Raw genomic sequence first — 24,985 nt, forward strand, 5'->3', positions numbered from 1 at the left:
GATCAGCCCGTGGCGCCCACCGGCTCCTGCCGCTCCGCCCCGGCACCGGCCTCCACGGGGTCCTCGGACTCCGCGGCGTCCGGGAGGTCGGCGGGATCGGCATCGCCCGCGGTCTCCGGCGTCGCGGCGCGCCCCTCCAGCAGCTCGGTGTAGACCCCGGTGAGTGCGTCCGCGATCCGGGACCGGTCGAAGCGCGACACCGCCCGGTCCCGGCCGGCGATGCCGAAGCCGGTCCGCAGCCCGTCGTCGGCGAGGATCTCGCGCACCGCCACCGCCAGGTCGTCGACGCGGCCGGGCCGGACGTGCAGTCCGGTCACGCCGTCGACGACCGCGTCGCGCAGACCACCGACGCCGGCGGCGACCACGGGCCGCGAGCACGCCATGGCCTGCAGCCCGGGGGCGACCGGGACGTCGTGCCCGGGGGCGGCCACGACGACGTCCGCCGAGCGCAGCAGCCGCGGCACCGTCGCGGCACCGACCGGGCCGAGGAACCGGACGCGCCCGGCGACCCCCACCGACTCCGCGACGGCGAACAACCGCGCGCGGTCCGCGTCGTCGCCGATGGCGCCGCCGCCGACGAGCAGCTCCGCACCCGGCACCCGGGCCAGTGCGCGGATCGCCGCACCCGCCCCCGCACCGTCGGCCAGCGACCCGAGCGTGACGATCCGCGGGTGCTCGTCCCGGCGCAGGGCAGGCCCCTCCGGGGTGAAGACGTCGGTGTCGACGCAGGCCGGGACGGTGCGCAGCACCGCCCGCGGGACGCCGAGACGCAGCAACGCGGTGTGCTGGTCCTCGCTGGCCGCCAGCACCCGGGCGCGGCCGACCGGCAGCGGGTCGTCGTCGGCGCCGGACCGGGCGGGGACACCGGCCGGGTAGGACAGGACGACCGGGAGGCCGGTCGTCCCCGCGGCCCGGGCGGCGGCCGGGCCGACGGCGTGCACCAGCTCGGGCGGGTCGGCCGCCCAGACGGACGCGAGGCCGTCGGTGAGCGTGGCCGGGGTGAGGGTGTCGACCCGCAGGTCGCCCGGGCCGTCCGGCCGGACGAGGGCGGGGTCGTCGGGGAGGTCGGTGACGACGCGGATCCGGTGGCCGGCCGCGGCCAGCGCCGCCGCGACGAGACCGGTGCCGCAGTACTCCGGCACCTCGGGGGTTCGGACGATGGCGATACGCAAGGAAGCCTCCTCGTCGTGCTCGCGATGCGGGCACGCGCAGGTGGCTCTACGCGTCGGACGGCCGACCCTACCCGTTCGAGCGGGTGGCGCCACCCGGAGCAGCGCGCATGCCCGCTCCCGGATCCGGGTACGCCCCCCGACCGGACGGACGACGAGAGGAGACGGATGCGCCCCGACACCCCCTTCACCGAGGCCGACCCGACCGACGCACGGGAGCAGCGCCTCGAGACCGATCCGGACCCGGCCGACGCCGAGACCGGCGGCGCCGTCCCGATGAGCACGTCGGAGGCCGACCCGGCCGACGTCGCCGAGCAGCAGCGCGACGCGGGCCGGGACGGCGACGACTACTTCTGAGCGGAGGCCGTGGCCTCGATGGCGGCCCGGCGGGCGTCGGCGCGGCGCCGGCGGACCCGCCAGGCCACGACCCCGGCCACGACGACCACCGCCAGGACGATCCAGCCGAACAGCCCGAAGGCGTGCTCGAACTCCTTCGCCGCCTCGCGCAGCAGGAACCCGGCGGTCACGTGCATCGCCGCCCACGCTGTCGCACCGACGGCGACGGCGGGCAGGAACCGCCGCAGCGGCAGCCCGGACGCACCGGCCGCGGCCGGCGTCATCGTGCGCACCACGGGCAGGAAGCGGGCGCACAGCACGGCCCAGGAGCCGTGTCGGCGCAGGGTGCGGGCGGCGTCGTCCCACGAGTCGCGGCCCATCCGACCGATCAGCCGGGACTCGCGCAGCCGGGACCCGAACCGTCGTCCGATCGCGTAGCCGATGGTGTCGCCACCGGCCGCCGCGACGGCGACGACGCCGGTGACCAGCACGGCCGCCGGCACGTCCGGGACGGCCATCGCCGCCGCGATCAGGACGGTCTCGCCGGGCAGGAGGAGGCCGACTCCGAGCGTGGTCTCCCCGAGCGTGACCAGGCCCGCGACGAGTACCACCACCCAGAGCGGCACGGACGTGAGGAACTCGATGATCTCGGAGATGGGAGGCTCCTTCAGTCGACGCAGGGAACGCCGTCGGCGGTCAGGTCGGGGGGCGGGACGCTCGCGGGTGGCGCGGCCGGGTCCGGCGACCCGAGCGGGGCGGCGGCGCCCGTCGTGCCGGAGTCCTCGGCCGGGGCCGGGTCGTCGCCGACGGCGGCCTCGGGCGTGGCACCGGTGCCGTCCCCGTCCGGGTCCTCGCCGGGCGCCGCGGGGTCGGTGGGGTCCGCCAGGAAGGCGGTGACCTCGGCCGGGTCCACCTGCACGGCGACGCCCTCGCTGCCGGTGCGGTAGTCGGCGCGGCCGGTCGGGATCGTCCGGAACTCGACGCGGTCGCCGCGCAGCTGGCTCGCGTGCGCGATCATCGAGGTGAGGTCCCACCCCTGGTCGAGGACGACGGCGCCGTTGACCGCACGCAGCAGCCCGGCGACGGCCGTGGGATCGGCCAGCGTCCCGGCCGAGAGCAGCCGGTGGGTGAGCCCGGCGAGGAACGCCTGCTGGCGCCGGACCCGGTCCAGGTCCCCGCCCGGCAGCCCGTGCCGCTGCCGGACGAACTGCAGTGCCTGCGCGCCCTCCACCGTCTGCGGGCCCGCGGCGAAGTCGGCACCGGAGTACCGGTCCCGGACGGGTTCGCGCAGGCAGACGGGCACTCCTCCGAGCGCGCGGGTGATCTCGGCGAACCCGGCGAGGTTGACCTGGGCGTAGTGGTCGACGGAGACGCCGGTCAGCTCCTCCACGGTCGCGACGAGCGTGCGGCTGCCCGCCGCGTTCGCCTCGCGTTCGAGATCGGCCCCGGACAGGCCCTGCCCGCTCAGGCCGGGCCGGGCGACGGCGGCGCCGCGGGCGTGCGCAGAGTTGATCTTGTGCATGCCGAGGCCCGGGACGTCGACCCAGGCGTCGCGCGGGATGGAGACCGCGGACGCGCCGAGCGACGGGTCGTCCGGGATCCGGACGAGCATGAGGGTGTCGGTGTTGGCCTGACCGTCGGCGTCACCGGCGTCGAGCGCGTCGAGCACCTCGCGGGGCAGCGGGTTGCCGCGGGCGTCCACCCGGGAGTCGCTGCCGACCAGCAGGATGTCGGTGGCGCCGTCGGCCACCGTGTCGCCGGTGATATCGGCGGTGACCAGCCCGCCGTCGCCGCCCAGCACCGACCAGGCCGCGCCGGTGGCGAGCAGGACGGACGCGGACAGTGCCGCGACCCAGCGCCGGGCCCGCGACGGGCGCGACGGCGGCCGGTCCCCCGCCCGCGGCCACGGCGCGACCGGCCCGCCCGGTGCGACCGCCCCGACCGGGGCGAGCGGGGTGGTCCGGCGGGTCGGGTCCACGGGGGGCGCTGCCGGAGGGCGGCGGGGCGGGCGGGGCCGTCCGGGGCGCTCGGCGGATCGCCTCGGCGGGGTGCCCGGCGGCGGGCCGGGCGGACGGGCCGGCGGGGTGCCCGGCGGCGGGCCGGGCGGACGGGCCGGCGGCGGGCCCGGCGGCACCGCGCCGCGGGGGTCGCGCCGCGGCGGGCGGGGCGGGGTCACGCACTCCCCCGGGCCCGGCCGGCGCCTCCGGCGTCGGGGCGGCGTCGTGCCCGCTGTGCCGCGACGACCGCGTGCACCGTCTCGACCACGCCGGGATCGTCGATCACGTAGATCTGGTGTCGGCCCTCCCGCCGGGCCCGCACGAGCCCGGCGAGCTTCAGCTTGGCCAGGTGCTGGCTGACCGCGGCGACCGGCTGGCCGAGCGCGGTGGCCAGCGAGCCGACGTCGTGGGGGCCCGCGGCGAGCAGCCAGACGATCTGCAGCCGGGAGGTCGCGCTGAGCATCCCGAACGCCGCGGCCACGTCGGCCAGCAGCTCGGGTTCGAGGAGCTCCTCGTCCACCACACCTCCAGACAGTTGCAATACTTACGCAACTGTTACCGTACCGGTCGGGGTCCGGGCACGGCCCCGGGGACCGAGGAGCACGATGGACCGGACGACCGAGGCGGGCGCCGCCGGGGCCGCGCCCCCTCCGCGCCGCGGCCCCGGCCCCCCGCCGGTCCCGGGCGAGGCCGCCCTGCGCCACTACGCACAGGCCGACGCGTTCGCCCTGCTCCGCGGCCTCGAGACGTCCCGGCGCGGGCTCACCGAGGACACCGCCGCGCTCCGCCTGGCCGAGCACGGCGAGAACGTCCCCGCCGCCGACCGCAGGCACGGCCCGCCGGTGTGGCTGCGCCGCGCACTGGCCAGCCCGTTCGCCGGACTGATGACCGTGCTCGGTGCACTGCTCGCCGTCGCCGACGAGGCCGGGAGCGCGGCGCTGGTGCTGGTGATCGCCGCGCTCGGGATCGGGCTGCGGCTGTGGCACGAGATCCGGGCCGACCGCACCGCGCGCGTGCTGCGGGCCCGGGCCGGCACGACGGTCACGGTGCGCAGGCGCCCCGCCGCCGGCTCGTCCCCGCGGGAGAGCGAGGTGCCGCCCGAGGACCTGGTGCCCGGCGACGTCGTGCTCCTGCGGGCCGGCGACCCGGTGCCCGCCGACCTGCGGCTGCTGCGCGCCACGGACCTGCTGGTCGACCAGTCGTCGCTGTCCGGGGAGCTGCTGCCGGTCCCGAAGGCGCCGCCGTCGGCCCCGGAGCGCTCGCCGCGCCGGCTCCGCGACCGGCCGGCCACGGTCCCTCCGGTGACGGCGATCCCGTCGCTGCTCCCGGCCGGTGGCACCGTCACCCGGGGCGAGGCGACCGCGGTCGTGCTCGCCACCGGGTCCCGCACGCACGCCGAGGAGCTCGGCGGCCGGGCGCACCGGCCGCGGCCGTCGTCCGCGGTGGACCGGGGCGTCCGCGCGGTGAGCTGGACGCTGGTGCGCTGCATGCTGGTCGCCGCACCGCTGGTCGTGGTCGTCAACGGCTCGGTGTCCGGCGACCCGCGGCAGGCCCTGCTGTTCGCCGTCGCCGTGACCGTCGGGCTGGCGCCGGAGCTGCTCCCGCTGATCGTCGGGACGACGCTGCTGCGCGGCGCCGCCCGGCTGCGCGAGTCCGGTGTGCTGGTGACCCGGCCGGACGCGATCCACGACCTCGGGGCGATCGACGTCGCCTGCCTGGACAAGACCGGCACGCTCACCGAGGACCGGGTCGTGTTCACGCACTCGGTCGACGTCGACGGGCGGCCCGATCCCGCACCCGGCGACACCGCGGCCGTCGCCGTCCGGTTCCAGGCCACCCCGCGCGACGGCATCGACGACGCGCTGGCCGGTGCGGGCCGGGACGGGTCGGCGGAGCTCGCGCAGGGGCTGCTCACCCGGGTCGACGAGCTGCCGTTCGACCACGCACGGCGCCGCGCGGCCGTCGTGCTGCGCGACGCGCACGACCCCGGTGAGCTCGTGATCGTGCGCGGCGACCCGGACACCGTCCTCCCCCGCTGCTCGCACGCGGTCCGCGACGGCTCCGCCGAACCCCTGACCCGCTCGCTGCGCGCCGCCGCGGCCGACGCCGCCGACGGCCACCGCGCCCGCGGGATGCGGGTCGTCGCCGTCGCCACCCGGCGGATCGCCGCGCACGACCCGGACCCCGAGCAGGACCTGCTGCTGCTCGGGTTCGTGGGGCTGGTCGATCCGGTCCGCGCGTCCGCCGCGCGCGCGGTGGCGCGGTTCCGCGAGCAGGGCGTCGAGGTGAAGGTGCTGACCGGGGACGACCCGGTCGTCGCCGAGCAGGTCTGCGAGCGGGCCGGGATCGCGGTCGACGGGGTGCTCGACGGCGCCGCCCTCGACGCGCTCAACGACGTCGCGCTGGCCCGCGCGGTGCAGCGGACCACCGTGTTCGCCCGGCTCGCCCCACTGCAGAAGGAGCGGGTCGTCGCGGCGCTCCAGGCACGCGGCCACACCGTCGGCTTCCTCGGCGACGGCGTCAACGACGTCGGCGCGCTGCGCACCGCCGACGTCGGGATCGGGGTCGACGGCGCCGTGCCCGCCGCCCGCGCGGCCGCCGACATCGTGCTCACCGGCCGGGGCCCGGACGCCGTCGTCGCCGCCGTCGAGGAGGGCAGGCGCACCCTCGGGCGGGCCACCCGCTACCTGACGGTGACCGCCGCACTGAACGTCGGCAACGCGCTGTCGGTGGTCGTCGCCTCGGCGGTGCTGCCGTTCCTCCCGCTCCTGCCCGCGCAGCTGGTGCTGCAGAGCGTGCTGTTCGGGGTGGCCGCGCTGTCGCTGCCGTTCGACCGGGTCGAGCCGGGCTGGACCGCCCGGCCCCGGACCTGGGACACCCGCGGCATGCTGCGGTTCATGGCGGTCCTCGGGCCGCTGTCCTCGGCGTTCGACCTGGTCACGTTCTGGGCGGTGTGGCGTTTCCTCGGCCTGGACACCCCACAGGAGCAGGCGGTCTTCCAGGCGGTCTGGTTCGTCGAGGGCGTCCTGTCCCAGGTGCTGGTGCTGCTCCTGCTGCGGACCCGGGCCGGACGCCCGGTCCGCGCGGTGGTGCTCACCGTCGCGGCGGTCGTCGTCGCGGGGGTGGCGCTGCCCTTCACCCCGCTCGCCCCGGTGTTCGGGATGGCCGCACCGCCGCCCGCGGTGTGGCCCCTGCTGGCGGCCGTCGTGCCGCCGTTCCTGCTGTGCGTGGCCGCGACGCGGCCGCTCTACCTACGTCACGTGCTGGGGATCGCCCCGGCGGAGAAGGACGGTGTCCCATGACCCCACCCGGACCGACCCAGCTGCTGATCGTGCTGCTGGTGCTCGTGCTGCTGTTCGGCGCGAAGAAGCTGCCCGACCTCGCCCGCTCCGTAGGTCGCTCGAGCCGGATCCTCAAGACGGAACTGTCCGCCGAGGAGAACCACACCGACCACACCGACCGCTGACCCCACACTGGCCGCGCACCCCTCCGCGGGGCGGCGCACCCGTCGCGTGGGGTGCGCCGCGCCGTGACGGGGTGCGTCCCGGCGGGACGCGGCTCAGAGCAGGCTGGACCAGTAGATCCAGAACCGCTGGAGCGCCAGGCCGATGATCACCAGGAACCAGAGGACGACCGGCACCGCGTGGTAGCGGCGCAGGCCCTCGTAGAGCCCGCGGGCCGCGCCGCTGCGGTCCAGCGCCGCCAGTGCCGAGTACCAGAAGATCGGGATCGTCACGGCCCAGACGACCATGCAGTACGGGCAGAGCGCCCCGATCTCGTACAGGCTCTGGACGATCAGGTAGTGCACGAAGACGACGCCGAGCGCCGCCCCCGCGGTCAGTCCGGCCCACCACCACGCCGGGAAGCGGACCCCGGCGAGCAGCGCGGCCCCGACCGTCACGACGACGGCGAAGGCGCCGATCCCGAGCAGCGGGTTCGGGAACCCGAAGAACGCCGCCTGCTCGGTCTGCATGACCGACCCACAGGACAGCACCGGGTTGATGCTGCAGGACGGCGTGTACCCCGGGTCCAGCAGCAGCTCGATGCGCTCGACGGTCAGCGTGAACGCGGCGACCAGGCCGAGCGCGCCGCCGAGCGTCAGCAGCCACGGCAGGACCCGCGGCACCGGGCCGGGGACGCCGCCGGCCACGGGCCCGCCGGGCACCCGGTCGATCTCCTCGGTCATGGCCGCGGCCGTCACCGGTTCACCGCGGCGTCGAGCGCGTCGGTGATGTCCTGCACCGAGCTCACCTGCACCTGCTCGCCGTTCACGAAGATGGTCGGGGTGCCCTGCACGCCGGCGGCCTCACCGGCCGCCTTCTCGGCCTGCACCGCTTCCAGGGTCGCCGGGTTCGCGACGGCGGCGTCGTAGGCGGCTCCGTCGAGGCCGATCTCGTCGGCGTAGCCGCGGAAGATCGCCGTCGGGTCGGGCTGCTCGGACCAGTTCTGCTGGTTCTGGAAGAGCTTCTCGTACATCGGGACGAACTTGCCCTGCTGGTGCGCGGCCTCGGCGGCGACGGCGGCCTGCTCGGCGTTGGGGTGGATCGGCAGCGGGAAGTCCCGGACGACGAACTCGACGCGGTCGCCGTACTGCTGCACCAGCTGGCTCATGATCGGCTGGAGCTGGCCGCAGCCGGGGCACTGGAAGTCGAGGAACTCGACGAGGGTCACCTGGGCGCCCGGGGCGTCGTTCAGCCGCGGCGCGTCGGCCGGGGCGAGCGCGTCGGCGGACACCTCGCCGCCGGCGCTCCCCGTGGGGGCGTCGGGGCGGTTGACGAACAGCAGTGCCGCCACCAGGAGCGCGAACGCACCGACGACGAACAGCGAGATCTTGACATTGCGGGTCATGGGGAGGGCTCCTCCACGGGGCTCCGGCACGGAGCCGGGATCACGGGTACTGGGGACGCGGGACGTTCCCTCCCGGTCAGTTCCGGTCCACGCACAGCTGCTCGACCGGCGACGGCCCGAGCAGCGTCCGCTCCGGGGGTGGCGACGGGTCGGTGTCGGCGTGGCCCGCCGGGACGGCGGCGACCGGCGTCACCGGCAGGGCGGCCGGCGACGGGGGATCGTCGCCGTCCCGCCGGGGGACCTGCTCCGAGTCGCCGACGTGCAGCGTGGTCGGGGTCTGGTACGGGCACTCGACGGCCCGGACGTGCTCCGCGTGGTGCGTCGCCGCGGCCGCGGCCGGCCCCGCACAGACCACCAGGGCCACGAGCAGGAGCAGCAACGACGCGAGGACGCGCACGCACCTCACCTCGTTCCTCGCCGACGGACCGCGGCGGGACGCGTTCCGGCCGCGGGCACGACGATACCGACGCAGCTCAGAGGGGTCGCCGCTCCCCCATCGCCCCGATCCGGGCCCGGACCGGTGGTCGCGTGCCGACGCCCGGTCGTCGGGCGGCTACCGTCGGTGGGCGTGAGCTTCCCCGAACCGTCGGCCGTGTGGCGTCCGGCCGCCGACACCGAGCGCGCGGTCACCTCCCCCACCGGATCGTGGACCCGCTTCGCCGCGCCGGGCGGATCCGTCGGCGGTGGCTTCGGGCTCTTCGAGTCGTGGATCCCGGCGGACTCCCCCGGCGCACTGCCGCACTACCACTCGGGTTTCACCGAGAGCTTCTACGTGATCGGCGGACGGCTGCGGATCATGACCGGGTCGGACTGGACGGAGGCCGGCCCCGGCGATCTCGTGCACGTCCCGGCGCACGGGGTGCACGCGTTCCGGACCGGCCCGGACTCCGACGCCCGGTTCCTGATCCTCTTCGTGCCGGGCGCCCCGCGGGAGCGCTACTTCCGCGGGCTGGCCGGGTTCGCCGCGCGGGCCGAGCCACCGACCGACGACGAGGTCGACGCGTTCGCGCGCAGCTGCGACCAGGTCAACCTGCGCGACCACCCGGGGTTCTAGGCCGCCCGCGGTGTGACCGGGGACACTTCCACGGAGAAGATCCCCGCACCCGTGAGGAGCTCCGATGGACACCGCCGCCACCCGGCTGATCGGGATGGTCCAGGCCCACTGGACCACCGACGCGATCTGCGCCGCCGCCGAGCTGGGCGTCATGGACGTCCTGGCCCGCGGGCCCGCCGGCGTCGACGAGCTGGCCGCGGAGACCGGCGCGCACCCGCCGACGCTCGACCGGCTGCTGCGCGCGCTCGCCACGCTCGGCCTGTGCGCCCGCGAGCCGGACGGCCGGTGGGCGGACACCGAGCTGGGCGGGGCGCTGCGCCGCGACGCACCGGGCGGTGCGCACGCCAGGGCACTGCTCACCTCCCGGTTGTGGCGCCCGCTGTGGGACGACCTGACCGAGTCGGTCCGCACCGGCGAGCAGGCGTGCCGGCGGGTGACCGGGCGGCCGATCTTCGGGCACCTCACCCACCGGCCCGAGCTGGGCGCGCTCTACGACGTCACCCAGCGCGGCCTCGTCGACGAGGCGGGGGCCGCGTTCGTCGACGCCTACGACGTCCCGGACGGCAGCACCGTCGTCGACCTCGGCGGGGGGACGGGCGCGCTGCTGCGGCACGTGCTGACCGCACGGCCGTCGTGCCGCGGCATGCTGCTCGACCTGCCCGACGTCGCCCAGCGGGCGCACGACGAGCTCACCGCGGCGGGGCTCGCGAGCCGCTGCGACGTGATGCTCGGCGACTTCTTCGAGGCCGTCCCCGGCGGTGCGGACGTCTACCTGCTCTCGTTCGTCCTGCACGACTGGACCGACGACGAGTGCCGCGCGCTGCTGCGTACGGTGCGGGTCGCCACCGGCCCGGACGCCCGGGTGCTGATCCTCGAGCAGCTGCTGCCCGACGACGCCCCCGGCGAGCCCGGACCCGCCCTCTACGACCTGCACATGCTCGTCGGCACCGGCGGCCGGGAGCGCACCGCCCGGGAGTACGCGGAGCTGCTGGACGACACCGGCTTCCGGGTCGAGGCGGTCGTCCCGACCACCGGCCCGCGCAGCGTGATCGACGCCCGCCCCCGGTGAGGCCGGCCACCGCCGACTGCGGGACACTTGCGTCGAAGTAGGATTGTTGCTGTACCCAATGTATCTGGCGGGCCCCTGCCGGGCCCGTCGCCGCAGCCGGGGAGGTGGAGAGATGGACGCGACGACCACGACGCGCACGCAGGCCGAACGGGCCGCCCGGGACGCGATCCCGGATCATCCCCGGCTCGCCGGTGCGCTGCGCGCGGGTGACCTCCCGGCCATCGCCGCCGGGGCCGGGGACCTGACCCCCCGGGACCTCGCCGAGACGCTGGCGCGGTGCGACGAGGCCGACGCCGGGGTCCTGTTCCGGCTGCTGGACAAGGACACCGCGGCCGCCGCGTTCGAAGAGCTCGACGCGGTGACCGCCCAGCGGGTGCTCGACGGGATGCGCGAGGACCGGGTGGCGGAACTCGTCGAGGGCCTCGACCCCGACGACCGCGCCCGGCTGCTCGGCGAGATGCCGGCGTCGGTGGCGCACCGGGTGCTCGCCGGGCTGGCCCCGGACCGGCGCCGGGCGACCGCCGCGCTGCTCGGCTACCCGGCCGGGTCCGCCGGCCGGCTCATGACGCCCGAGACGGTGAGCCTGCACTCCGGCGGCACCGTCACCGAGGCGCTGGCCCGGGTGCGCCGGGCCGGGCGGAACGCCGAGACCGTCTACACGCTGCCGGTCGTCGGGCCGGGCCGGGTGCTGGAGGGTGTCGTCACGCTCCGCGAGCTCGTGCTCAGCACGCCGGAGACGCCGCTCGCCGACCTCGTCGAGACCGGCACCCCCACGGTGCGCGCCACCGACACCGGGGAGCACGCCGCCCGGCTGCTCGGCGACTCGGACCGGATCGCGCTCCCGGTCGTCGACGGCGAGGACCGCTTGCTGGGCCTGCTCACGATCGACGACGCGGTGGAGGAGCTGGAGCGGGCCGACTCCGAGGACGTCGCACGGCAGTCCGGCGCGGCCCCGTGGTCCGGGCACTACATGACCGTCGGCGTGCTGTCGCTGGCCCGCTCCCGGATCGTCTGGCTGCTCCTGCTCCTGGTGGCGGCCACGCTCACGGTGAACGTCCTGCAGTACTTCGAGGACACACTCGCCCAGGTCACGGCACTGGCGCTGTTCGTGCCGCTGCTGATCGGCACCGGTGGGAACGCCGGCGCCCAGGCCGCGACGGCGAGCGTGCGCGCGCTCGCCGTCGGCGAGGTCCGGCCGTCGGACGTGCTCACGGTGATGTGGCGCGAGGCCCGGGTCGGCGCCGCGCTCGGCACGATGCTGGCCCTGGCGGGGCTGGTGATCGGCACCGCGCTCGTGGGGGCGCAGATCGCGCTCGTCGTCGGGATCTCGCTGGTCGCGATCTGCGCCTGGGCGGCGACGATCGGGGCGACGATGCCGCTGGTCGCGCGCCGGCTGGGCATCGATCCCGCGGTGGTGTCCGCCCCCGCGGTGACGACCCTGGTCGACGCGACCGGCCTGGTCATCTACTTCTCCGTGGCCCACCTGGTCCTGCAGTTCTGACGCCCGGCCGCGCGCCGGGCGGGGTCAGCTCACCAGGCCGGCGCGGAAGGCCAGTGCCACCAGCTGGACGCGGTCCCGGGAGCCGGTCTTCGCCAGCAGGTGGCCGATGTGCGTCTTCACCGTCGCCTCCGACACGACCAGGTCCTGCTGGATCTCGGCGTTGGACCGGCCGTCGCCGACCAGGTTCAGCACCTCCCGCTCGCGCGGGGTGAGATCGGCGAGCGCGGCCGCCGCGTCGGGCGCCGCGGCGGCCGGCTCCGGCGCGGACAGCAGCGGCGCGGTCGCCCGCAGCAGCCGGCGCGTCGACACCGGGTCGATCACCGAGTCGCCGCTGTGGACCGTCCGCACCGCGTCGATCAGGCCCTGCGGCTTGACGTCCTTCAGCAGGAACCCGCTGGCCCCGGCCCCGATCGCGGCCGTCACCGACTCGTCGAGGTCGAACGTCGTCAGCACGACGACCTTCAGCCCGGGATGCGCGGCCAGCGCCCGCCGGGTCGCCTCGATCCCGTCGAGGCGCGGCATGCGCACGTCCATCAGCACGACGTCGACCGCGGTCCGGTCGAGCTCGGCGAGCGCCTGCTCACCGTCCCCGGCCTGCGCGACGACGGTCAGGTCGTCGCACGAGTCGAGCACCATCGCGAATCCGGCGCGGACGAGCTCCTGGTCGTCGACCAGCATCAGGCGGACAGGGTTCACCGTTCTCCTCGGGTGGGTGTCGACGGGGGCACCGGGAGCCGCAGCCGGACGGACCAGCCGCCGTCGGGGTGCGGCCCGGTCTCGACCGAGCCGCCGTGCAGGGCGGCCCGCTCGCGCATCCCGGTCAGGCCGTGCCCGCCGCGGGGCGGGCGCGGCACGGGGCCGCGGGCACCCTCGTCGCGGACGCGCACGGCCAGCTCGTCGGTGCTCCACTCCAGACGGACGTGGGTGGGTGTGCCGGGACCGGCGTGCTTGATCACGTTGGTGAGGGCCTCCTGGACCACCCGGTAGGCGGTCAGGCCGGGGCCGGTGGGGACGGTCCGCGGCGTGCCCGTGACCTCCAGGTCGACCGGGAGGCCGCCGGCGCGGACCTGCTCGACCAGCGCCGGGACGTCGTCGGTGCCGGGCTGCGGGCGGCCTGCGGTGTCGGTGGTGCTGTCGGCCGGGTCGTCGGGGCCGGTGTCGCGCAGCATCTCCAGCAGCCCGCGGACGTCGGCGAGCGCCTCGCGGCCGGTGTCGGCGATCCCGGCGAGCACGTCGACCGCCTTCTGCGGGTCCCGCTGCGCGGCGAACTGGCCGCCGTCGGCCTGGGCGATGATGCCGGACAGGGAGTGCGCGACGACGTCGTGCACCTCCCGGGAGATCCGCGAGCGCTCGGCGAGCAGCTCGATCCGGACCTCCTGGCGGCGGCTCTCCTCCAGCAACCGGGCCCGGTCGCGCAGACCCTCGGTGTGCCGGAACGACGCCCGGCGCAGCGAGCCGGTCAGCCAGACGCCGATCGCGACCAGCAGCATGTAGCCACCGACCACGGCCATGCCGAGCAGTCCCATCTGCGGGACGGCCCCCCGCAGCAGGAACGGCCCGAACATCCCCGCGAGGAGCAGGAGCACGGCCACGGGGCCCGCCCAGCGGGGCCCGTAGGCCACCGCCGAGTACCCCATCACGAGCGCCGGGAGCAGGAACGCGGCGAGCGTCCCCGGCAGCGCGACCGTGCAGACGGTCGCGACGACCGCCGTCGCCACCGCCGCCGGGATCGGGTACGCGCGCCGGAACACCACCGGCGCGGCGGCGAGGACCGCGACGACGAGGGCGGCCGTCCGCTGGGAGGTCATGACCTTGCCCTCGAACGTCCAGCTGACCGCGACGCCGATCAGCAGCGCGGCGAGCACCGCGTCGACGACGACGGGGTTGCGCCGGCAGAGCACGACGAACCGTTCGACGAGCGTGGGCTCCTCCGCCGACGAGGGGCGGCCGATGTCGTTCAGGTAGCGGCGCAGGGTCCGGAACGCGGCGGTCACCGGGCACCTCCGGCGCGCGCCGAGACGGCGTGCACGACCTGTTCGAGCGGGCCGCGACCGGCCAGCCCCCGCCAGCCGGCGGCGAAGAGGACCGCGACCGCGCAGAACACGGCGGTGACGGCCCACGGCGAGGTCTCCGGTGCGCCGCCGGCCAGGGTCAGCACCACGATGTGTCCGGCGTAGACGGTCAGCGCCAGCGAGCCGGTCGCGGCGAGCGGCACGAGCAGCGCCGGGACGGCGCGGGCCACGAGCAGGCACAGCCCGAGCACCGCGACGGCGACCCCGGCCGCCCCGACGACGTCGAACGGGCTGCCGCTGTGCGGAGCAGCGACGAGCAGCCAGGCCGGCGTCGTCGTCGCGACCGTGCCGTACGACGACGAACCCAGGATCTCGAGCGCGGCCTCCGGCGGCATGCCGAGCCGGTCGGCGACGGGCGCGACGCTGCCCAGCAGCGCCTGCCGCCCGCCGAGCACGTCCACGGCGAGCCATGATCCTCCGTACCCGATCGTGGCGCCGACGAGGCCCCCGGCGACCAGCCTGCCGGCGGCGGCGCGCAGGTCGAGCCGGCCGATCGCCATGCCCAGCAGCAGGAACGGCATCCAGGTCAGCACGGGATAGGCACCCGAGAGCAGCAGCACGTCGACGGCCCGGACCAGGCCGGCGCCCGAGGTGAGGTCGGACGCCTGCAGCACCCCGCCGAGGATGGTGCCGCCGTCCGCGGTGGTCGGCCCCGGCAGCACCGAGCGCAGGGCGAACGACAGCAGCGGCCCGGCGACCGCCCACACCGCGGCGGTGACGGCGAGCGTCCGCGCCCCGGCGAACAGCAGCGGCAGCACCAGCAGGAACTCGACGCCGTAGACGGCCAGGATCACCATCGGTCCGGTGCTCACCGCGGCGAGGACGACACCGAGCACGATCAGCAGGACGGCGCGCACGGCGACCCGGCGGCGCAGCGCGGCCCGGTCACGGGGATCGCCGGAGCGCAGCGCGGACCGCGCCATGAGCGCGAGCGACACGCCGCCGAGCACTCCGAACAGGACGGCCGCGCGGCCGTTCACCAGGGTCCAGAGCGTGGAGGTCGCCTCCGCGGCCGCGACGTGGGCGACGATCATCCCGAGGACGGCGAGGCCGCGGGCGGCGTCGACGCCCGCCAGCCGCTCCCGGCCGGACGCGCCGGACCGGCGGCCGGTCCGCCACGGGGCCGGTGCGGTGGGCGCCCGTGCCGGGCGCGGTGCCGGGACCGCCGGGAAACGGCCGACGGCGGCTATGCCGGACGGCTCGGTGGGGGACTCGGTCGTGGTCATGGTGTCGACGATGGCGTCCCGGCCCGGCCGGCCGCGTCGGAGCCGGGACGGATTCCCGCGTCCGACCACGGCATGAGGCCCCCTAGGCTGTGACCTCATGACCAGCCCGTTCGCCGTCCAGGACGGCGCCGAACGCGCCCAGCTCACCGCTTTCCTCGACGAGTACCGCGCCCTCCTCGACGCCTCCCTCGACGGGCTGACCGAGGAGCAGGCCCGCCGCCGGCTCGTCCCGTCCCGGACGACGCTGCTGGGACTGGTCGGGCACGCGGCGTTCGTCGAGACGGTCTGGTTCGGACAGGCCGTGACCGGGGCGACGCGGGCGGAGCTCGGCATCCCGGAGTCGGTCGAGGACTCCTTCGAGTTCACCGACGACGACACCGTGGCCGCGGTCCGCGCCCGCTACCGCGCGGTGGCCGAGCGGTCCCGCGCCGCCGTCGCCGAACTGTCGCTGGACGACACCGTGCACGGCCGCGGGCGGCCGATCACGGTGCGCTGGCTGCACCTGCAGGTGCTGCGAGAGCTGGCCCACCACTGCGGGCACGCGGACATCCTGCGGGAACAGGTGCTCGCCGCCGACCGGGCGGGGTGATCGACCGTCACCCCGAGCCGGCGGGGACCGGGGACCCGGTGCGCCGGGCCGGGTCCGGTGGTGCCGTCGGCGCCGCCCCCGGACCGCCCGGGTCGGCCCCGGAGCCCCCGGGCCCGGCCGGCTGCCCCGGTGCACCGTCGCCACCGGAAGCGGTGCCCGGCGTCGTGCCCGTCCCGGGTGCCGGACCGGCCGGCGTCGTGCCCGCCCCGGGCGCCGTGCCGGGGTCCGGCTCGGTGCCCGCACCCGGCGAGGAACCGGACCCGGGCTCCGTCCCCGCACCGGGAGTCGTGCCCGGTCCCGGGGCCGTGCCGGCGCCGGGGGCCGTGCCGGGTGCCGTGCCCGTTCCGGGCGGCTGCCCCTGCCCCGGCTCCGTGCCGGGCGCCGTCCCCGGCCCGGTGTCCGGCGGGACGGTGGGGGCCGCTCCCCGCCTCGGAGCGGGTCGCGCCGGCGCGCCCGGGCCCGGTCCCGGTCGGGCCTGAACACCACCGCCGGGCCCGGCACCCGGCGCCGGAGCCGGTGGGCGGTGCGCACCGGCACCCGGTCCCGGCGCGACCGGACCGGGCTCGGCGGCGCGATGGGCGGGCCGCCGCTCCGGCTCCACCGGCCGCGACGGATCTCCCGCGCCGGGGAGGCGGGCGACGGCACCCGGGTCCACCGCGTCCGGGACCGGACCGGGCGCCGCGCGCGGGCCGCCGTCGACCGCCGGCGGGTCCGCGACGGCAGGCGGCGTCCCGAGCTGCGGCCAGCCGCCGTCCGGGCGTGCGGCGGCGACCGCGACCGCGACCCCGCCCGCCGCACCCGCGACGGCCAGTACCGCGCCCGCGACACCGAGCGTCACCGCCCGCGACACCGTCCGGGACGGCGTGGCGGGGACGACCGGCATCGGTCCACCGTGGAGCGTCGGTGCCGGGTCGGTGGTCACGACCGGCTCGGCCGGCTCACCGGACGGACGGATCGGGGGCCGCGGCGGGGGTTCCGCCGACCGCCCGCGGGACGACGTCCGGTCGTCGCCCCCGTGCTCACCGTCGTCGTCGCCGACCCCGCCCGTCACCGCACTGCGCCCCCTGCTCGTAAGCCGAGGGGCGATCGTCGCGGTGCCGGTCCCCCGGGGCCAGCCGTACACCCCGGATGCACCCCGGAGCACCGGAGAAACGCACGAGCGGGTGACGGTGGCTCACCAGGCGACCGGCAGCTCCTCCAGACCGAAGATCGCCTTGTGGCTGGCCCAGGCGATGCCGTTGTCGCCGGTGGCGAGCCGCAGCCCCGGGAACCGGCGCAGCAGCGCCGGGAACGCCACCCGCATCTCGGCGCGGGCCAGCGGCGCGCCGAGGCAGTGGTGGATGCCGTGCCCGAACGCGACGTGGTTGGTGGGGCGGCGGGTCACGTCGAGCCGCTCCGGGTCGTCGGCGATCCCGGGATCGCGGTTGGCCGCGGGCAGGTTGAACAGCACGAGGTCGCCCGCCGGGATCGTGGTGCCGTCGAACTCGACGTCGGTGGTGGCGAGCCGGGGCGACCCGGAGTTGACGATCGAGATCCAGCGCAGCAGCTCCTCGACGGCGGCGGGCACGGCGTCCGGGTCGTCGCGGACCAGTGCGAGCTGGTCGGGGTGCCGGAGCAGCGCCAGCGTGCCGAGGGCGAGCATGTTCGACGTCGTCTCGTGCCCCGCCACGAGCAGCAGGTTCGCGATGCCGACGAGCTCGGCGTCGGTCACGACGTCGGCGTGCTCACGGATCAGCATCCCGATCAGGTCCTCGCCGGGGTCGCGGCGGGCCCGCGCGACGAGGTCCTGCATGTACGCCAGTGCCTCGGCGGCCAGCTCGACGCGCTCGGCCTCGCCGAGGGTGGTGTCGAGCTGGCGGGCCGTGCGGGTCTGGAACTCGTCCTGGTCGGCGGGCGGCACGCCGAGCAGCTCGCAGATCACCAGCGACGGGACGGGCAGCGCGAAGAGCCGGACGAGATCGGCCGGGGCGCCGTCGCGCTCGACGGCGTCGAGGTGCTCGTCGACGATCTCGACGATCCGCGGTTCGAGCCTCCGCATCCGCCGCACCGTGAACTCCGGGGTCAGCAGGCGGCGCAGCCGGGTGTGGTCGGGCGGGTCGAGGGAGAGCAGGTTGCCGGTGCGGTCGCCGGAGAGCTGGCGCGGGTCGCGGCTCGGGCCACCCGTCAGGTCGGCGGGCGTCCAGCCGTTGCGGAAGGTGGTGGCGTCGCCGAGCATCCGGCGGACGTCGGCGTGCCGGGTCAGCAGCCACGCGGACGGGCCGAACGGCGTGGGGACGCGGACGACGCCGGGCTGCTCCCGCAGCTCCGCGGCGTCCGGGGCGGGGCCGAACCCGCTGCGGCGCAGCTCGATCGGCCGGGGCTCCTCGGTGGTGGTCACGGGTGGTCCTCCGTCAGGGTCGGGTGCGGGGAATGGCGGCGGTGACGGCCATCGCGACCAGCGCGGAGCCGGCCCCGAGCAGCATCACCAGGGAGAACGCGGTCTCGGACGGGACGACGGAGCCGCCGGGACCCGCCGTCGTCATCCGGGCGAGCAGGACGCCCGCGACGGCACCGGCGGTGGACAGGCCGATCGCCCGCATCAGGTTGTTGAGGCTGTTGGCCGCCGCGGTCTGGGTGACCGGCACCGCGGCCATGACCAGGGCGGGCATCGCCCCGTAGGCCAGTCCGATGCCGGCGCTGATCACGACGGAGCTCACCAGCAGCTGCCACACCGCGGCGTGGAAGGCGGCCCCCAGCCCGTACCCGGCGGCGACGACGACGGCGCCGGCCATCAGCGTCGTCCGCGGGCCGTAGCGGGCGCTGATCCGCGCCGACACCGCGGACATCGCCATCATGCAGAGCCCGCCGGGCGCGAGGACGAGGCCGGCGACCAGGATCGACTGCCCGAGCCCGTAGCCGGTCTCCTCGGGCAGCTGCAGCAGCTGCGGGAAGACCAGCGACATCGCGAACATCGAGAACCCGAACACGGCGGACGCGATGTTGGTGAGCAGCAGCGGGCGCCGCCGGCTGACCCGCAGGTCGATCAGCGGATCGGGGGTGCGCAGCTCGCGCAGCCCGAAACCGGCCAGCGCCACCGCCGCGACGGCGAGCAGCGACAGCGTGAGCGGGCTCGCCCAGCCCCAGTCGCCGCCCTTCGACACCGAGAGCAGCAGCCCGACGAGGGCCACCGCGAGCAGCAGTGCACCGGGCAGGTCGAACCGTCCCCCGGTCCGCTGCGGCGACTCCGGGACGAGCAGCACCACCAGGGCGATCACCGCGGCCCCGAGCACCGCGGCGGCCCAGAACAGTGCGTGCCAGTCGGCGACCTGCACCACCAGCGCGGACGCGGGGAGGCCGAGCGCGCCGCCGACGCCGAGCGAGGCGCTCATCGTCGCGGTGGCCGAGCCGACCCGCTCCGCGGGCAGCAGGTCCCGCATCAGGCTGATCCCCAGCGGGACGACGCCCGCGGCCAGTCCCTGCAGCGCCCGCCCGACCACCAGCGGGACCAGCGAGGTGCTGAGCGCGGCCACCACGGAGCCGGTCACCAGCACGCCGAGGCAGACGAGCAGCATCCGGCGCTTGCCGACCATGTCGGCGAACCGTCCGACCACCGGGACGGCGACGGCGCCGGCCAGGAGTGTCGCGGTGACGATCCACGCGGTGTCCGCCGGGTCGGCACCCAGCAGGGACGGGAACAGCGGGACGAGCGGGACCACCACGGTCTGCTGGAGCGAGACGACGATGCCCGCCGCGGCGAGCACGGCGACCAGCGCGGACGGCGGCCCGATGGGGGTGGGAGCGTCCACGGGGGAGGCCGGGGAGCTCGAGGGACGGGACATGCACACTCCTGCGACACCGGTGCGGGACACCGCCGACGCTAAGTCAATCACTTGACTTAATGCAAGCGGAACGGTTCCCTGGGCACCGCGACCCCGGACGGGAGGCGACGAGATGAGCACGGTGAGCACGAGCGGCCCGAGCGAGCGCGCCGCGGCGACCCGGGAACGGATCCTGGAGGCCGCCGAGCGGCTCTTCGCCGAGCACGGCGTCCACGCGGTGTCGAACCGGGCCGTGGCGGAGGCGGCCGGACAGGGCAACAACACCGTCGTCGGCTACCACTTCGGCACGAAGGCCGATCTCGTCCGCGCGCTCATCCGGCGCCAGGCCGGGGCGATGGACGCCCGCCGCGAGGAGACGGCGGCCCGGCTGCCGCCCGAGGCGGACCTCCGCGACTGGGTCGACGCCCTGGTCCGGCCGGTCGCCGACCACCTCGCCGCGGCCGGGGCGCCGACCTGGTACGCGCGGTTCGGGGCGCAGGTGATGACCGACCCCGCGCTGCGGGAGATCATGGTCGCCGAGTCGCTCGCGTCGCGGTCGCTGACCGTCGTCCTCGACGGGCTGAACGCCCGGCTCCCCACGCTGCCGCCGGAGGTCCGGCTCGAGCGCGGTGAGATCTGCCGTCAGCTGCTCGTGCACCATTTCGCCGAGCGGGAGCGGGCGCTGGCCGAGGGCCTGCCCACGCCGCGGTCGTCCTGGGCGGACGCCGCGACGGGGCTGGTCGACGTGCTCGTCGGGGTGTGGACGGCGCCGGTCAGTCCCGCAGGTCCGGGCGCCTGAACTCGGTCGTCTCCTCGTTCCCGGGCCGGCCGGGCATCGTGAAGACCGTCGTGTCGCCGTCGTCCGGGGCGTTGTCCGGGGCGACGTCGTCGGGGTCCGCGGTCCCGGCGCCCGCCCAGTCGGCCGGCCCGGTCTCGCCGATCCGCCGGCGGTAGACGGTGGGCGCGCCGGTGTCGGGGGCGAGGCCGTCCGGCGCCGGGGCGCCGCCGCCGATGCCCTCGTAGACCTCCGGACGGTTGCGGCGCAGGCTCAGCGCCCACGCGCCGCCCGCGACCGCGGCGACCAGTACGACCCCGGGCAGGACCCACCGGGCCGGCGACGACGGGTCGGTGCCGAGCAGCGCGTCGAAGTTGCCGACGAGCACGACCAGGATCGCCGCGAGCAGCAGCGCCGCGAGCGCCGGGGCGACGAGCCGCGACCACACCGACACCGGCGCCGTCCGGTTGCGCCGGAAGAACCCGATCACGGCCACCGAGGTGCCGGTCATCAGCAGCACGACGCCGATCGCCGAGAGCCCGGAGAACCAGCTGAACAGCGACAGCATCGGGTTGGCCGCGGTGACGGCGAAGCCCATGACGACGACGAGCGCCAGCACCGACTGCGCCACCGACCCGGCGACCGGGCCGCCGGAACGGGCACCGACGGCGGCCAGCGCGCCGGGCAGGACCCGCTCCCGGCCGAGCGCGAACAGGTACCGGGCGACACCGTTGTGGAAGCTCAGCAGCGCCGCGAAGACGCTGGTGAGCAGCAGGACGGTGGCGACGTCGGCGACGACCGGCCCGAACATCTCCGCCAGCGGCCCGAAGACGAGGCCGGGCCCCTCCTCCCCCGCGCGCGCCTGCAGCTGCGACGGCCCGGTGGCGGCGACCATCGCCCAGGCGGACAGCGCGTAGAACAGGCCGGTGAAGGTGACGGCGACGAAGGTCGCCCGGGCCACCGTCCGGCGCGGGTCACGCGCCTCCTCGGAGTAGATCGCGCCGGACTCGAACCCGGTGAAGGACGCGACGGTGAAGGCGACGACCGCGCCGATCCCGCCCGCGAACAGCGTGGCGGGCATCAGCGGCTCGGCCGTGACCACGCCCTCGGCGGGCCGGGTGAAGCCGGCGACGTCGAACCCGACGACCACCGCCACCTCGACGACCAGCAGCACGGCGAGGATCCGCGCGTTCAGGTCCACGCGCAGCAGCCCGAGCCAGCCGACGGCCAGCATCGCGAACAGCGCCCAGGTCCACCACGGCAACCGCAGGCCCGCGACGTCGCCGACGAAGTCGGACATCGTCGAGCCGAACAGTCCGTAGAGCGCGATCTGGATCGCGTTGTAGGCGACGAGCGCGACGAACGACCCGGAGACCCCGGCCGGCCTGCCGAGCCCGCGGGCGAGGTAGGAGTAGAAGGCACCGGCGTTCGCGACGTGCCGGCTCATCGCGGCGTAGCCGACCGCGAACAGCACGAGCACCGCGGCGACGCCGAGGAACGCCAGCGGGACTCCCTGGTTGCCGCTCACCGCGTACGCGGTGGTGACACCACCCGCGAGGACGGTGAGCGGGGCCGAGGCGGCGACGGTGAAGAACACCAGGTGCACGACACCGAGGCGGCGCCGGCGCAGGCCGGGGACCTGCCGGTCTGCGGTCGCGAGCGCGGACATGCGCGACTCCTGAACTCGGGGAGAATCGTTTGACGATGCGGAATGATAACGTCACGTCAGAACGGGCGCGAAATCGGTAAGAAATGTTGGCGATATGCGCTCGCGCAATTACCCAGGGTGAAATCGAATCGAGGGGCGACAGGTGGAACAGGGCGCGCTGGCGAACGGCTTGTTCCTGATCGCGTACGACGAGGCGGCGGGCCGCCCGGGACTGGCGCCCGATCTCCTGGCCTGCGGCCTGGTCGGTGCCCAGCTGGCCGACCTGGTCATGGCCGGAGCGATGACCGTCGGCGCCGACGACCGGGTCGTCGCCACCCGGCCCGGCCCGGCGGCGCGGGTGACCGGCGAGGCGGCGACCCTCGTCCTCGACAGCATCGCCCACGAGCCCCGCGCCCACCCCGTCCGGGCCTGGATCGAGGCGCTCGGCGGGCCGCTGACCGACGCCGTCCGGAACGACCTGGTGGAGCGCGGGACGCTCGCGCAGTCGACGGGACGGACCCTGCTGGGCCGGAGCCGGACCCGGCTCACCGCGACCGACACCACCGCCGCGCGGGCACCGTCGATCGCGTTGCGCGAGATGGTCCGCGCGCCCGCCACCTTCACCCTGCCGGGCGCCGTCACCCTCGTGCTGGTCTCGGCACTCGGTGTCGAACGACTGCTGGAGCCGGAGGTCGACCGGGCGACCGCGCGGGCGCTGGCCCGCGACGCGGCCGGGCACCTGCCGGCGCCCGTCGAGCGGCTGCGGCAGGGCCTGGCGGAGACCGCCGCCGCGGCCGGCGTCGCCGTCCGGCGCTGACGGTCAGTGCCCCGGCGGCACGTCGAGGGTCGGGTTCCGGTCGAAGAAACCCGAGGGCGTCAGCCGGAACCCGCAGGACGCGGTCGGCATCACCGGCCAGTCCTCCGGACGCGGGAAGTGGGTCACGCCGAAGGTGTGCCAGAGCGTCAGCTCGACGCCGTCGACGTCACGGTCCTCCCCCACCCACGCCGGCAGTCCCGCCCCGCCGCCGTGCTGGTTCACCAGCTCACCCGCCGGGTAGCGACGCTGCGGGTCGTAGGCGGTGACCCACAGGTGCCGGCTCGCGAACGCGGCCCGGCCGGCGATCGAGGAGCCGTCGTCGGCGAGCAGGGCCGGCCCGTCCTCCGGCTCCAGCACGTACGCGGTCGGGTCGCCGAACCGGTTGCGCGCCTCGGCGGAGGAGACCCTCCACACGCGACCGGCGCCGCGGTCGGCGAACCGGCCGGCCTCGCGTTCGGACGCGATCCGGGTGACGGTGCGCTCGAACGCGTTGCCGTAGGGGTTGTCCGCCGAGACCGGCAGCCGCCGCACGTCGAGCTCGTCGACCGCGCCCCGCGCGCCGTCGACGGTCAGGTCGAGGCGGGCGCAGAACAGGTGCTGGTGGTACGGCGCGCCGAGGCCGGGCGCGACCTGGCTCGACCAGCGGGACGCCCGCTCGTCGTAGGCGCCGGTGAACACGACCCCGGTGGACTTCACGTCCAGCTCGATCGCGCCGTCGGGGTGGAGGTGCCAGTAGAAGCCGTAGTCGTAGTTGCCGATCGTCGCGAAGAACGAGACCACCAGGCGACGGCGGCGCCGCACCGCCTGCTTCCCGGTGAAGACGTCGGTGTGCTTCCAGAGCACGCCGTCGTCCTCCTCGTGCAGGCAGACCGCGTTGCGGATCGTGCGAGGCCGCGCGTCCGGGTCGGCGACGACGGCGTCGACGTAGTGGATCTCGCCGACGCAGTCGCACCCGAGCTCGAGCGAGTTCGCCTGCTGCCCGAGCAGGTACTCACCGGCGTCGAAGTAGTTCTGCCAGAAGCGGACCGGACCGGGGTCGGCGTAGGGGACGACCATCTCGGCGACCGACACCCGGTGCGCCACCGGCCGGCCGGAGATCGAGAGCTGCTGCAGGAGCAGGCCCTCGCGCGGGTCGAAGCCGATCCGGAAGCGCCAGCCCTCCCACTCGACGACGTCGTCGCCGGACACGGTGAAGCTCGCACCCTCGGGCTGGGTGACGTGCAGGGGCCGCCGGGTCTCACGGTAGGGGCCCTCGCCGAAGTTGCCCTCCTCCTCGGGGATCGGGACGACCCCGGTGTCGACGAGCTCGACGACCCGGCGCTCCAGCAGGTCCACATAGGCCACGACGCCGTCGATCGGGTGCGCCCACGGGCTGTCGTCCGGGCGGTGCTGCAGGAACGACAGCACCCGCAGCATCCGGCGCCCCTGCTCCCCCGGGAGCCCGAACGAACCCGCCGACAGCGGGCACGCCGCGACCAGCGAGACGTCCTCGACGCCCCGCTCCGCCATCGCGGCCAGCCAGCCGGGGTCGGCCTTCACGATCGCGTCGACGCCCTCCATCTCCTCACCCGTGATCGGGGGCTGGCCGTCGACGGCCGGATCGTGCTCGACCGTGGTGTCCACCGTGGACCGGGTGAGCGACGCGATCACCGTGCGGGACGTGCCGGACGCCGGGTCCAGCAGGACGGCGCGCACCCGGCGGTCCACCGGATCGCCGTCGCGGTGGGCGGCGACCTCGGCCCGGGGCGGCTCCTCCAGTGCGAGGACCGGCACGCGCACGCCCGGACCGAGCAGGTCGTGCGACGTCAGCAGTGCGCGTGCGGCGTCGATCTCGGCGGCGGTGAGCCGGGACAGCGGGTGGATCATGCGACCTCTCCAGTCGTGCCGGTGCGTGCCGCCGACCCTGCCACGCGGGACCGGGCTCGCGCCGATCACGACCGGGGGCTCACGTGCGACGACGGTGGGTCACCGGCAACGGTGGCGTGCGCCTCGAATCTCGCTCCGGAGGCCCAAGCGACACCGGTTACCGGTACGTTCAGTACCGATCAACTAGTCCGACCGGGTGGCTCGCACCGTCCGGACGGCCT

At 76.1% G+C, this 24,985-nt stretch carries 24 protein-coding genes; 9 read left to right on the plus strand and 15 right to left on the minus strand.

Features of this window, described 5'->3' with window-relative positions:
* Nucleotides 1-2: 2 nt before the first annotated feature.
* A complete protein-coding gene (locus PP1_RS06765; protein WP_075314099.1) occupies nucleotides 3-1,172 on the minus strand; it encodes a glycosyltransferase in 1,170 nt (389 codons plus the stop codon).
* A 165-nt stretch (nucleotides 1,173-1,337) separates the two neighbouring features.
* On the opposite strand from PP1_RS06765, the gene PP1_RS06770 reads away from it, so the two are divergent.
* Nucleotides 1,338-1,526, plus strand: a complete 189-nt coding sequence (locus tag PP1_RS06770; protein WP_010236256.1) for a hypothetical protein — start codon at nucleotides 1,338-1,340, stop codon at nucleotides 1,524-1,526.
* Here PP1_RS06770 and PP1_RS06775 read toward each other — a convergent pair.
* From PP1_RS06775 to PP1_RS06785, 3 genes are all read right to left on the minus strand, one after another.
* Nucleotides 1,517-2,131 carry a DedA family protein gene (locus PP1_RS06775; protein ID WP_249265959.1) on the minus strand — a complete coding sequence of 205 codons (615 nt, stop codon included), beginning with the start codon at nucleotides 2,129-2,131 and terminating at the stop codon, nucleotides 1,517-1,519. The genes PP1_RS06770 and PP1_RS06775 overlap by 10 nt on opposite strands.
* Before the next feature lie 41 nt (nucleotides 2,132-2,172).
* Nucleotides 2,173-3,483 carry an LCP family protein gene (locus tag PP1_RS06780; RefSeq protein ID WP_075314098.1) on the minus strand — a complete coding sequence of 437 codons (1,311 nt, stop codon included), beginning with the start codon at nucleotides 3,481-3,483 and terminating at the stop codon, nucleotides 2,173-2,175.
* 194 nt (nucleotides 3,484-3,677) lie between these two features.
* Nucleotides 3,678-4,022, minus strand: coding sequence for an ArsR/SmtB family transcription factor (locus PP1_RS06785; RefSeq protein WP_227012650.1), 345 nt, complete (start codon nucleotides 4,020-4,022; stop codon nucleotides 3,678-3,680).
* Nucleotides 4,023-4,107: 85 nt separating this feature from the next.
* On the opposite strand from PP1_RS06785, the gene mgtA reads away from it, so the two are divergent.
* Both mgtA and tatA read left to right on the plus strand, forming a co-directional pair.
* Nucleotides 4,108-6,804, plus strand: a complete 2,697-nt coding sequence (gene mgtA, locus PP1_RS06790) for a magnesium-translocating P-type ATPase (protein WP_083697079.1) — start codon at nucleotides 4,108-4,110, stop codon at nucleotides 6,802-6,804.
* Nucleotides 6,801-6,968, plus strand: a complete 168-nt coding sequence (gene tatA, locus PP1_RS06795; RefSeq protein ID WP_010231068.1) for a twin-arginine translocase TatA/TatE family subunit — start codon at nucleotides 6,801-6,803, stop codon at nucleotides 6,966-6,968. Before mgtA ends, tatA begins: the two co-directional genes overlap by 4 nt.
* Before the next feature lie 93 nt (nucleotides 6,969-7,061).
* Here tatA and PP1_RS06800 read toward each other — a convergent pair whose 3' ends face one another.
* The 3 genes from PP1_RS06800 to PP1_RS06810 all read right to left on the minus strand — a co-directional run bounded on the left by PP1_RS06800 (nucleotide 7,062) and on the right by PP1_RS06810 (nucleotide 8,747).
* Nucleotides 7,062-7,703, minus strand: a complete 642-nt coding sequence (locus tag PP1_RS06800) for a vitamin K epoxide reductase family protein (protein ID WP_010231065.1) — start codon at nucleotides 7,701-7,703, stop codon at nucleotides 7,062-7,064.
* Nucleotides 7,700-8,350, minus strand: a complete 651-nt coding sequence (locus PP1_RS06805) for a DsbA family protein (protein WP_010231062.1) — start codon at nucleotides 8,348-8,350, stop codon at nucleotides 7,700-7,702. The genes PP1_RS06800 and PP1_RS06805 overlap by 4 nt, the downstream gene beginning before the upstream one ends.
* Nucleotides 8,351-8,426: 76 nt before the next feature.
* Nucleotides 8,427-8,747, minus strand: a complete 321-nt coding sequence (locus tag PP1_RS06810; RefSeq protein WP_010231059.1) for a hypothetical protein — start codon at nucleotides 8,745-8,747, stop codon at nucleotides 8,427-8,429.
* Nucleotides 8,748-8,918: 171 nt separating this feature from the next.
* Between PP1_RS06810 and PP1_RS06815 the strand changes: the two genes are divergently transcribed.
* From PP1_RS06815 to mgtE, 3 genes are all read left to right on the plus strand, one after another.
* Nucleotides 8,919-9,404 (plus strand): cupin domain-containing protein, encoded by a 486-nt coding sequence (locus PP1_RS06815; protein WP_157178966.1) that lies wholly within the window; start codon nucleotides 8,919-8,921, stop codon nucleotides 9,402-9,404.
* Nucleotides 9,405-9,468: 64 nt separating this feature from the next.
* On the plus strand, nucleotides 9,469-10,473 hold the full coding sequence (locus PP1_RS06820) for a methyltransferase (protein ID WP_010231053.1): 1,005 nt from the start codon (nucleotides 9,469-9,471) through the stop codon (nucleotides 10,471-10,473).
* Between the two features lie 112 nt (nucleotides 10,474-10,585).
* Nucleotides 10,586-11,974, plus strand: coding sequence for a magnesium transporter (gene mgtE, locus PP1_RS06825; RefSeq protein ID WP_010231051.1), 1,389 nt, complete (start codon nucleotides 10,586-10,588; stop codon nucleotides 11,972-11,974).
* Nucleotides 11,975-11,998: 24 nt separating this feature from the next.
* Here the strand turns inward: mgtE and PP1_RS06830 are convergent, their stop codons facing one another.
* Genes PP1_RS06830 through PP1_RS06840 form a run of 3 tightly spaced genes read right to left on the minus strand, consistent with a single transcriptional unit; the run spans nucleotide 11,999 to nucleotide 15,272 of the window.
* On the minus strand, nucleotides 11,999-12,652 hold the full coding sequence (locus PP1_RS06830; protein WP_060576214.1) for a response regulator transcription factor: 654 nt from the start codon (nucleotides 12,650-12,652) through the stop codon (nucleotides 11,999-12,001).
* Nucleotides 12,653-12,666: 14 nt separating this feature from the next.
* Nucleotides 12,667-13,968 carry a sensor histidine kinase gene (locus PP1_RS06835; protein WP_083697077.1) on the minus strand — a complete coding sequence of 434 codons (1,302 nt, stop codon included), beginning with the start codon at nucleotides 13,966-13,968 and terminating at the stop codon, nucleotides 12,667-12,669.
* Nucleotides 13,965-15,272, minus strand: a complete 1,308-nt coding sequence (locus tag PP1_RS06840) for a DUF418 domain-containing protein (RefSeq protein ID WP_075315016.1) — start codon at nucleotides 15,270-15,272, stop codon at nucleotides 13,965-13,967. Before PP1_RS06840 ends, PP1_RS06835 begins: the two co-directional genes overlap by 4 nt.
* A gap of 97 nt (nucleotides 15,273-15,369) precedes the next feature.
* On the opposite strand from PP1_RS06840, the gene PP1_RS06845 reads away from it, so the two are divergent.
* Complete coding sequence (locus PP1_RS06845) at nucleotides 15,370-15,861, plus strand: DinB family protein (RefSeq protein WP_075314097.1); 492 nt, start codon at nucleotides 15,370-15,372, stop codon at nucleotides 15,859-15,861.
* 7 nt (nucleotides 15,862-15,868) lie between these two features.
* Here PP1_RS06845 and PP1_RS06850 read toward each other — a convergent pair whose 3' ends face one another.
* From PP1_RS06850 to PP1_RS06860, 3 genes are all read right to left on the minus strand, one after another.
* The gene (locus tag PP1_RS06850; protein WP_139323833.1) at nucleotides 15,869-16,744 is read right to left on the minus strand and encodes a hypothetical protein; all 876 of its coding nucleotides are present in this window, start codon (nucleotides 16,742-16,744) and stop codon (nucleotides 15,869-15,871) included.
* Nucleotides 16,745-17,035: 291 nt separating this feature from the next.
* Complete coding sequence (locus PP1_RS06855) at nucleotides 17,036-18,238, minus strand: cytochrome P450 (protein WP_010232521.1); 1,203 nt, start codon at nucleotides 18,236-18,238, stop codon at nucleotides 17,036-17,038.
* A 13-nt stretch (nucleotides 18,239-18,251) separates the two neighbouring features.
* Nucleotides 18,252-19,679, minus strand: coding sequence for an MFS transporter (locus tag PP1_RS06860; protein WP_050802415.1), 1,428 nt, complete (start codon nucleotides 19,677-19,679; stop codon nucleotides 18,252-18,254).
* Nucleotides 19,680-19,791: 112 nt separating this feature from the next.
* Between PP1_RS06860 and PP1_RS06865 the strand changes: the two genes are divergently transcribed.
* Nucleotides 19,792-20,457 (plus strand): TetR/AcrR family transcriptional regulator, encoded by a 666-nt coding sequence (locus tag PP1_RS06865; RefSeq protein ID WP_010232518.1) that lies wholly within the window; start codon nucleotides 19,792-19,794, stop codon nucleotides 20,455-20,457.
* Here the strand turns inward: PP1_RS06865 and PP1_RS06870 are convergent.
* Nucleotides 20,432-22,102, minus strand: coding sequence for an APC family permease (locus PP1_RS06870; protein ID WP_010232517.1), 1,671 nt, complete (start codon nucleotides 22,100-22,102; stop codon nucleotides 20,432-20,434). The two genes, PP1_RS06865 and PP1_RS06870, sit on opposite strands and share 26 nt — an antisense overlap.
* Before the next feature lie 142 nt (nucleotides 22,103-22,244).
* Between PP1_RS06870 and PP1_RS06875 the strand changes: the two genes are divergently transcribed.
* Nucleotides 22,245-22,898 carry a GOLPH3/VPS74 family protein gene (locus PP1_RS06875; protein ID WP_075314095.1) on the plus strand — a complete coding sequence of 218 codons (654 nt, stop codon included), beginning with the start codon at nucleotides 22,245-22,247 and terminating at the stop codon, nucleotides 22,896-22,898.
* 3 nt (nucleotides 22,899-22,901) lie between these two features.
* On the opposite strand, the gene PP1_RS06880 is transcribed toward PP1_RS06875, so the two are convergent.
* Nucleotides 22,902-24,764 (minus strand): primary-amine oxidase, encoded by a 1,863-nt coding sequence (locus PP1_RS06880; protein WP_010236627.1) that lies wholly within the window; start codon nucleotides 24,762-24,764, stop codon nucleotides 22,902-22,904.
* Nucleotides 24,765-24,985 lie beyond the last annotated feature (221 nt).

The sequence above is a fragment of the Pseudonocardia sp. P1 genome, from assembly GCF_000178675.2.
Taxonomy (GTDB): Bacteria; Actinomycetota; Actinomycetes; order Mycobacteriales; family Pseudonocardiaceae; genus Pseudonocardia.

Excerpts from the sequence above, each read along its gene's own strand:
- PP1_RS06770 (WP_010236256.1), top strand. The coding sequence starts at position 1,338 with ATGCGCCCCGACACCCCCTTCACCGAGGCCGACCCGACCGACGCACGG.
- mgtA (WP_083697079.1), top strand. The coding sequence starts at position 4,108 with ATGGACCGGACGACCGAGGCGGGCGCCGCCGGGGCCGCGCCCCCTCCG.
- tatA (WP_010231068.1), top strand. The coding sequence starts at position 6,801 with ATGACCCCACCCGGACCGACCCAGCTGCTGATCGTGCTGCTGGTGCTC.
- PP1_RS06805 (WP_010231062.1), bottom strand. The coding sequence starts at position 8,350 with ATGACCCGCAATGTCAAGATCTCGCTGTTCGTCGTCGGTGCGTTCGCG.
- PP1_RS06820 (WP_010231053.1), top strand. The coding sequence starts at position 9,469 with ATGGACACCGCCGCCACCCGGCTGATCGGGATGGTCCAGGCCCACTGG.
- mgtE (WP_010231051.1), top strand. The coding sequence starts at position 10,586 with ATGGACGCGACGACCACGACGCGCACGCAGGCCGAACGGGCCGCCCGG.
- PP1_RS06830 (WP_060576214.1), bottom strand. The coding sequence starts at position 12,652 with ATGCTGGTCGACGACCAGGAGCTCGTCCGCGCCGGATTCGCGATGGTG.
- PP1_RS06840 (WP_075315016.1), bottom strand. The coding sequence starts at position 15,272 with ATGACCACGACCGAGTCCCCCACCGAGCCGTCCGGCATAGCCGCCGTC.
- PP1_RS06845 (WP_075314097.1), top strand. The coding sequence starts at position 15,370 with ATGACCAGCCCGTTCGCCGTCCAGGACGGCGCCGAACGCGCCCAGCTC.
- PP1_RS06850 (WP_139323833.1), bottom strand. The coding sequence starts at position 16,744 with ATGCCGGTCGTCCCCGCCACGCCGTCCCGGACGGTGTCGCGGGCGGTG.
- PP1_RS06860 (WP_050802415.1), bottom strand. The coding sequence starts at position 19,679 with ATGTCCCGTCCCTCGAGCTCCCCGGCCTCCCCCGTGGACGCTCCCACC.
- PP1_RS06865 (WP_010232518.1), top strand. The coding sequence starts at position 19,792 with ATGAGCACGGTGAGCACGAGCGGCCCGAGCGAGCGCGCCGCGGCGACC.
- PP1_RS06870 (WP_010232517.1), bottom strand. The coding sequence starts at position 22,102 with ATGTCCGCGCTCGCGACCGCAGACCGGCAGGTCCCCGGCCTGCGCCGG.
- PP1_RS06880 (WP_010236627.1), bottom strand. The coding sequence starts at position 24,764 with ATGATCCACCCGCTGTCCCGGCTCACCGCCGCCGAGATCGACGCCGCA.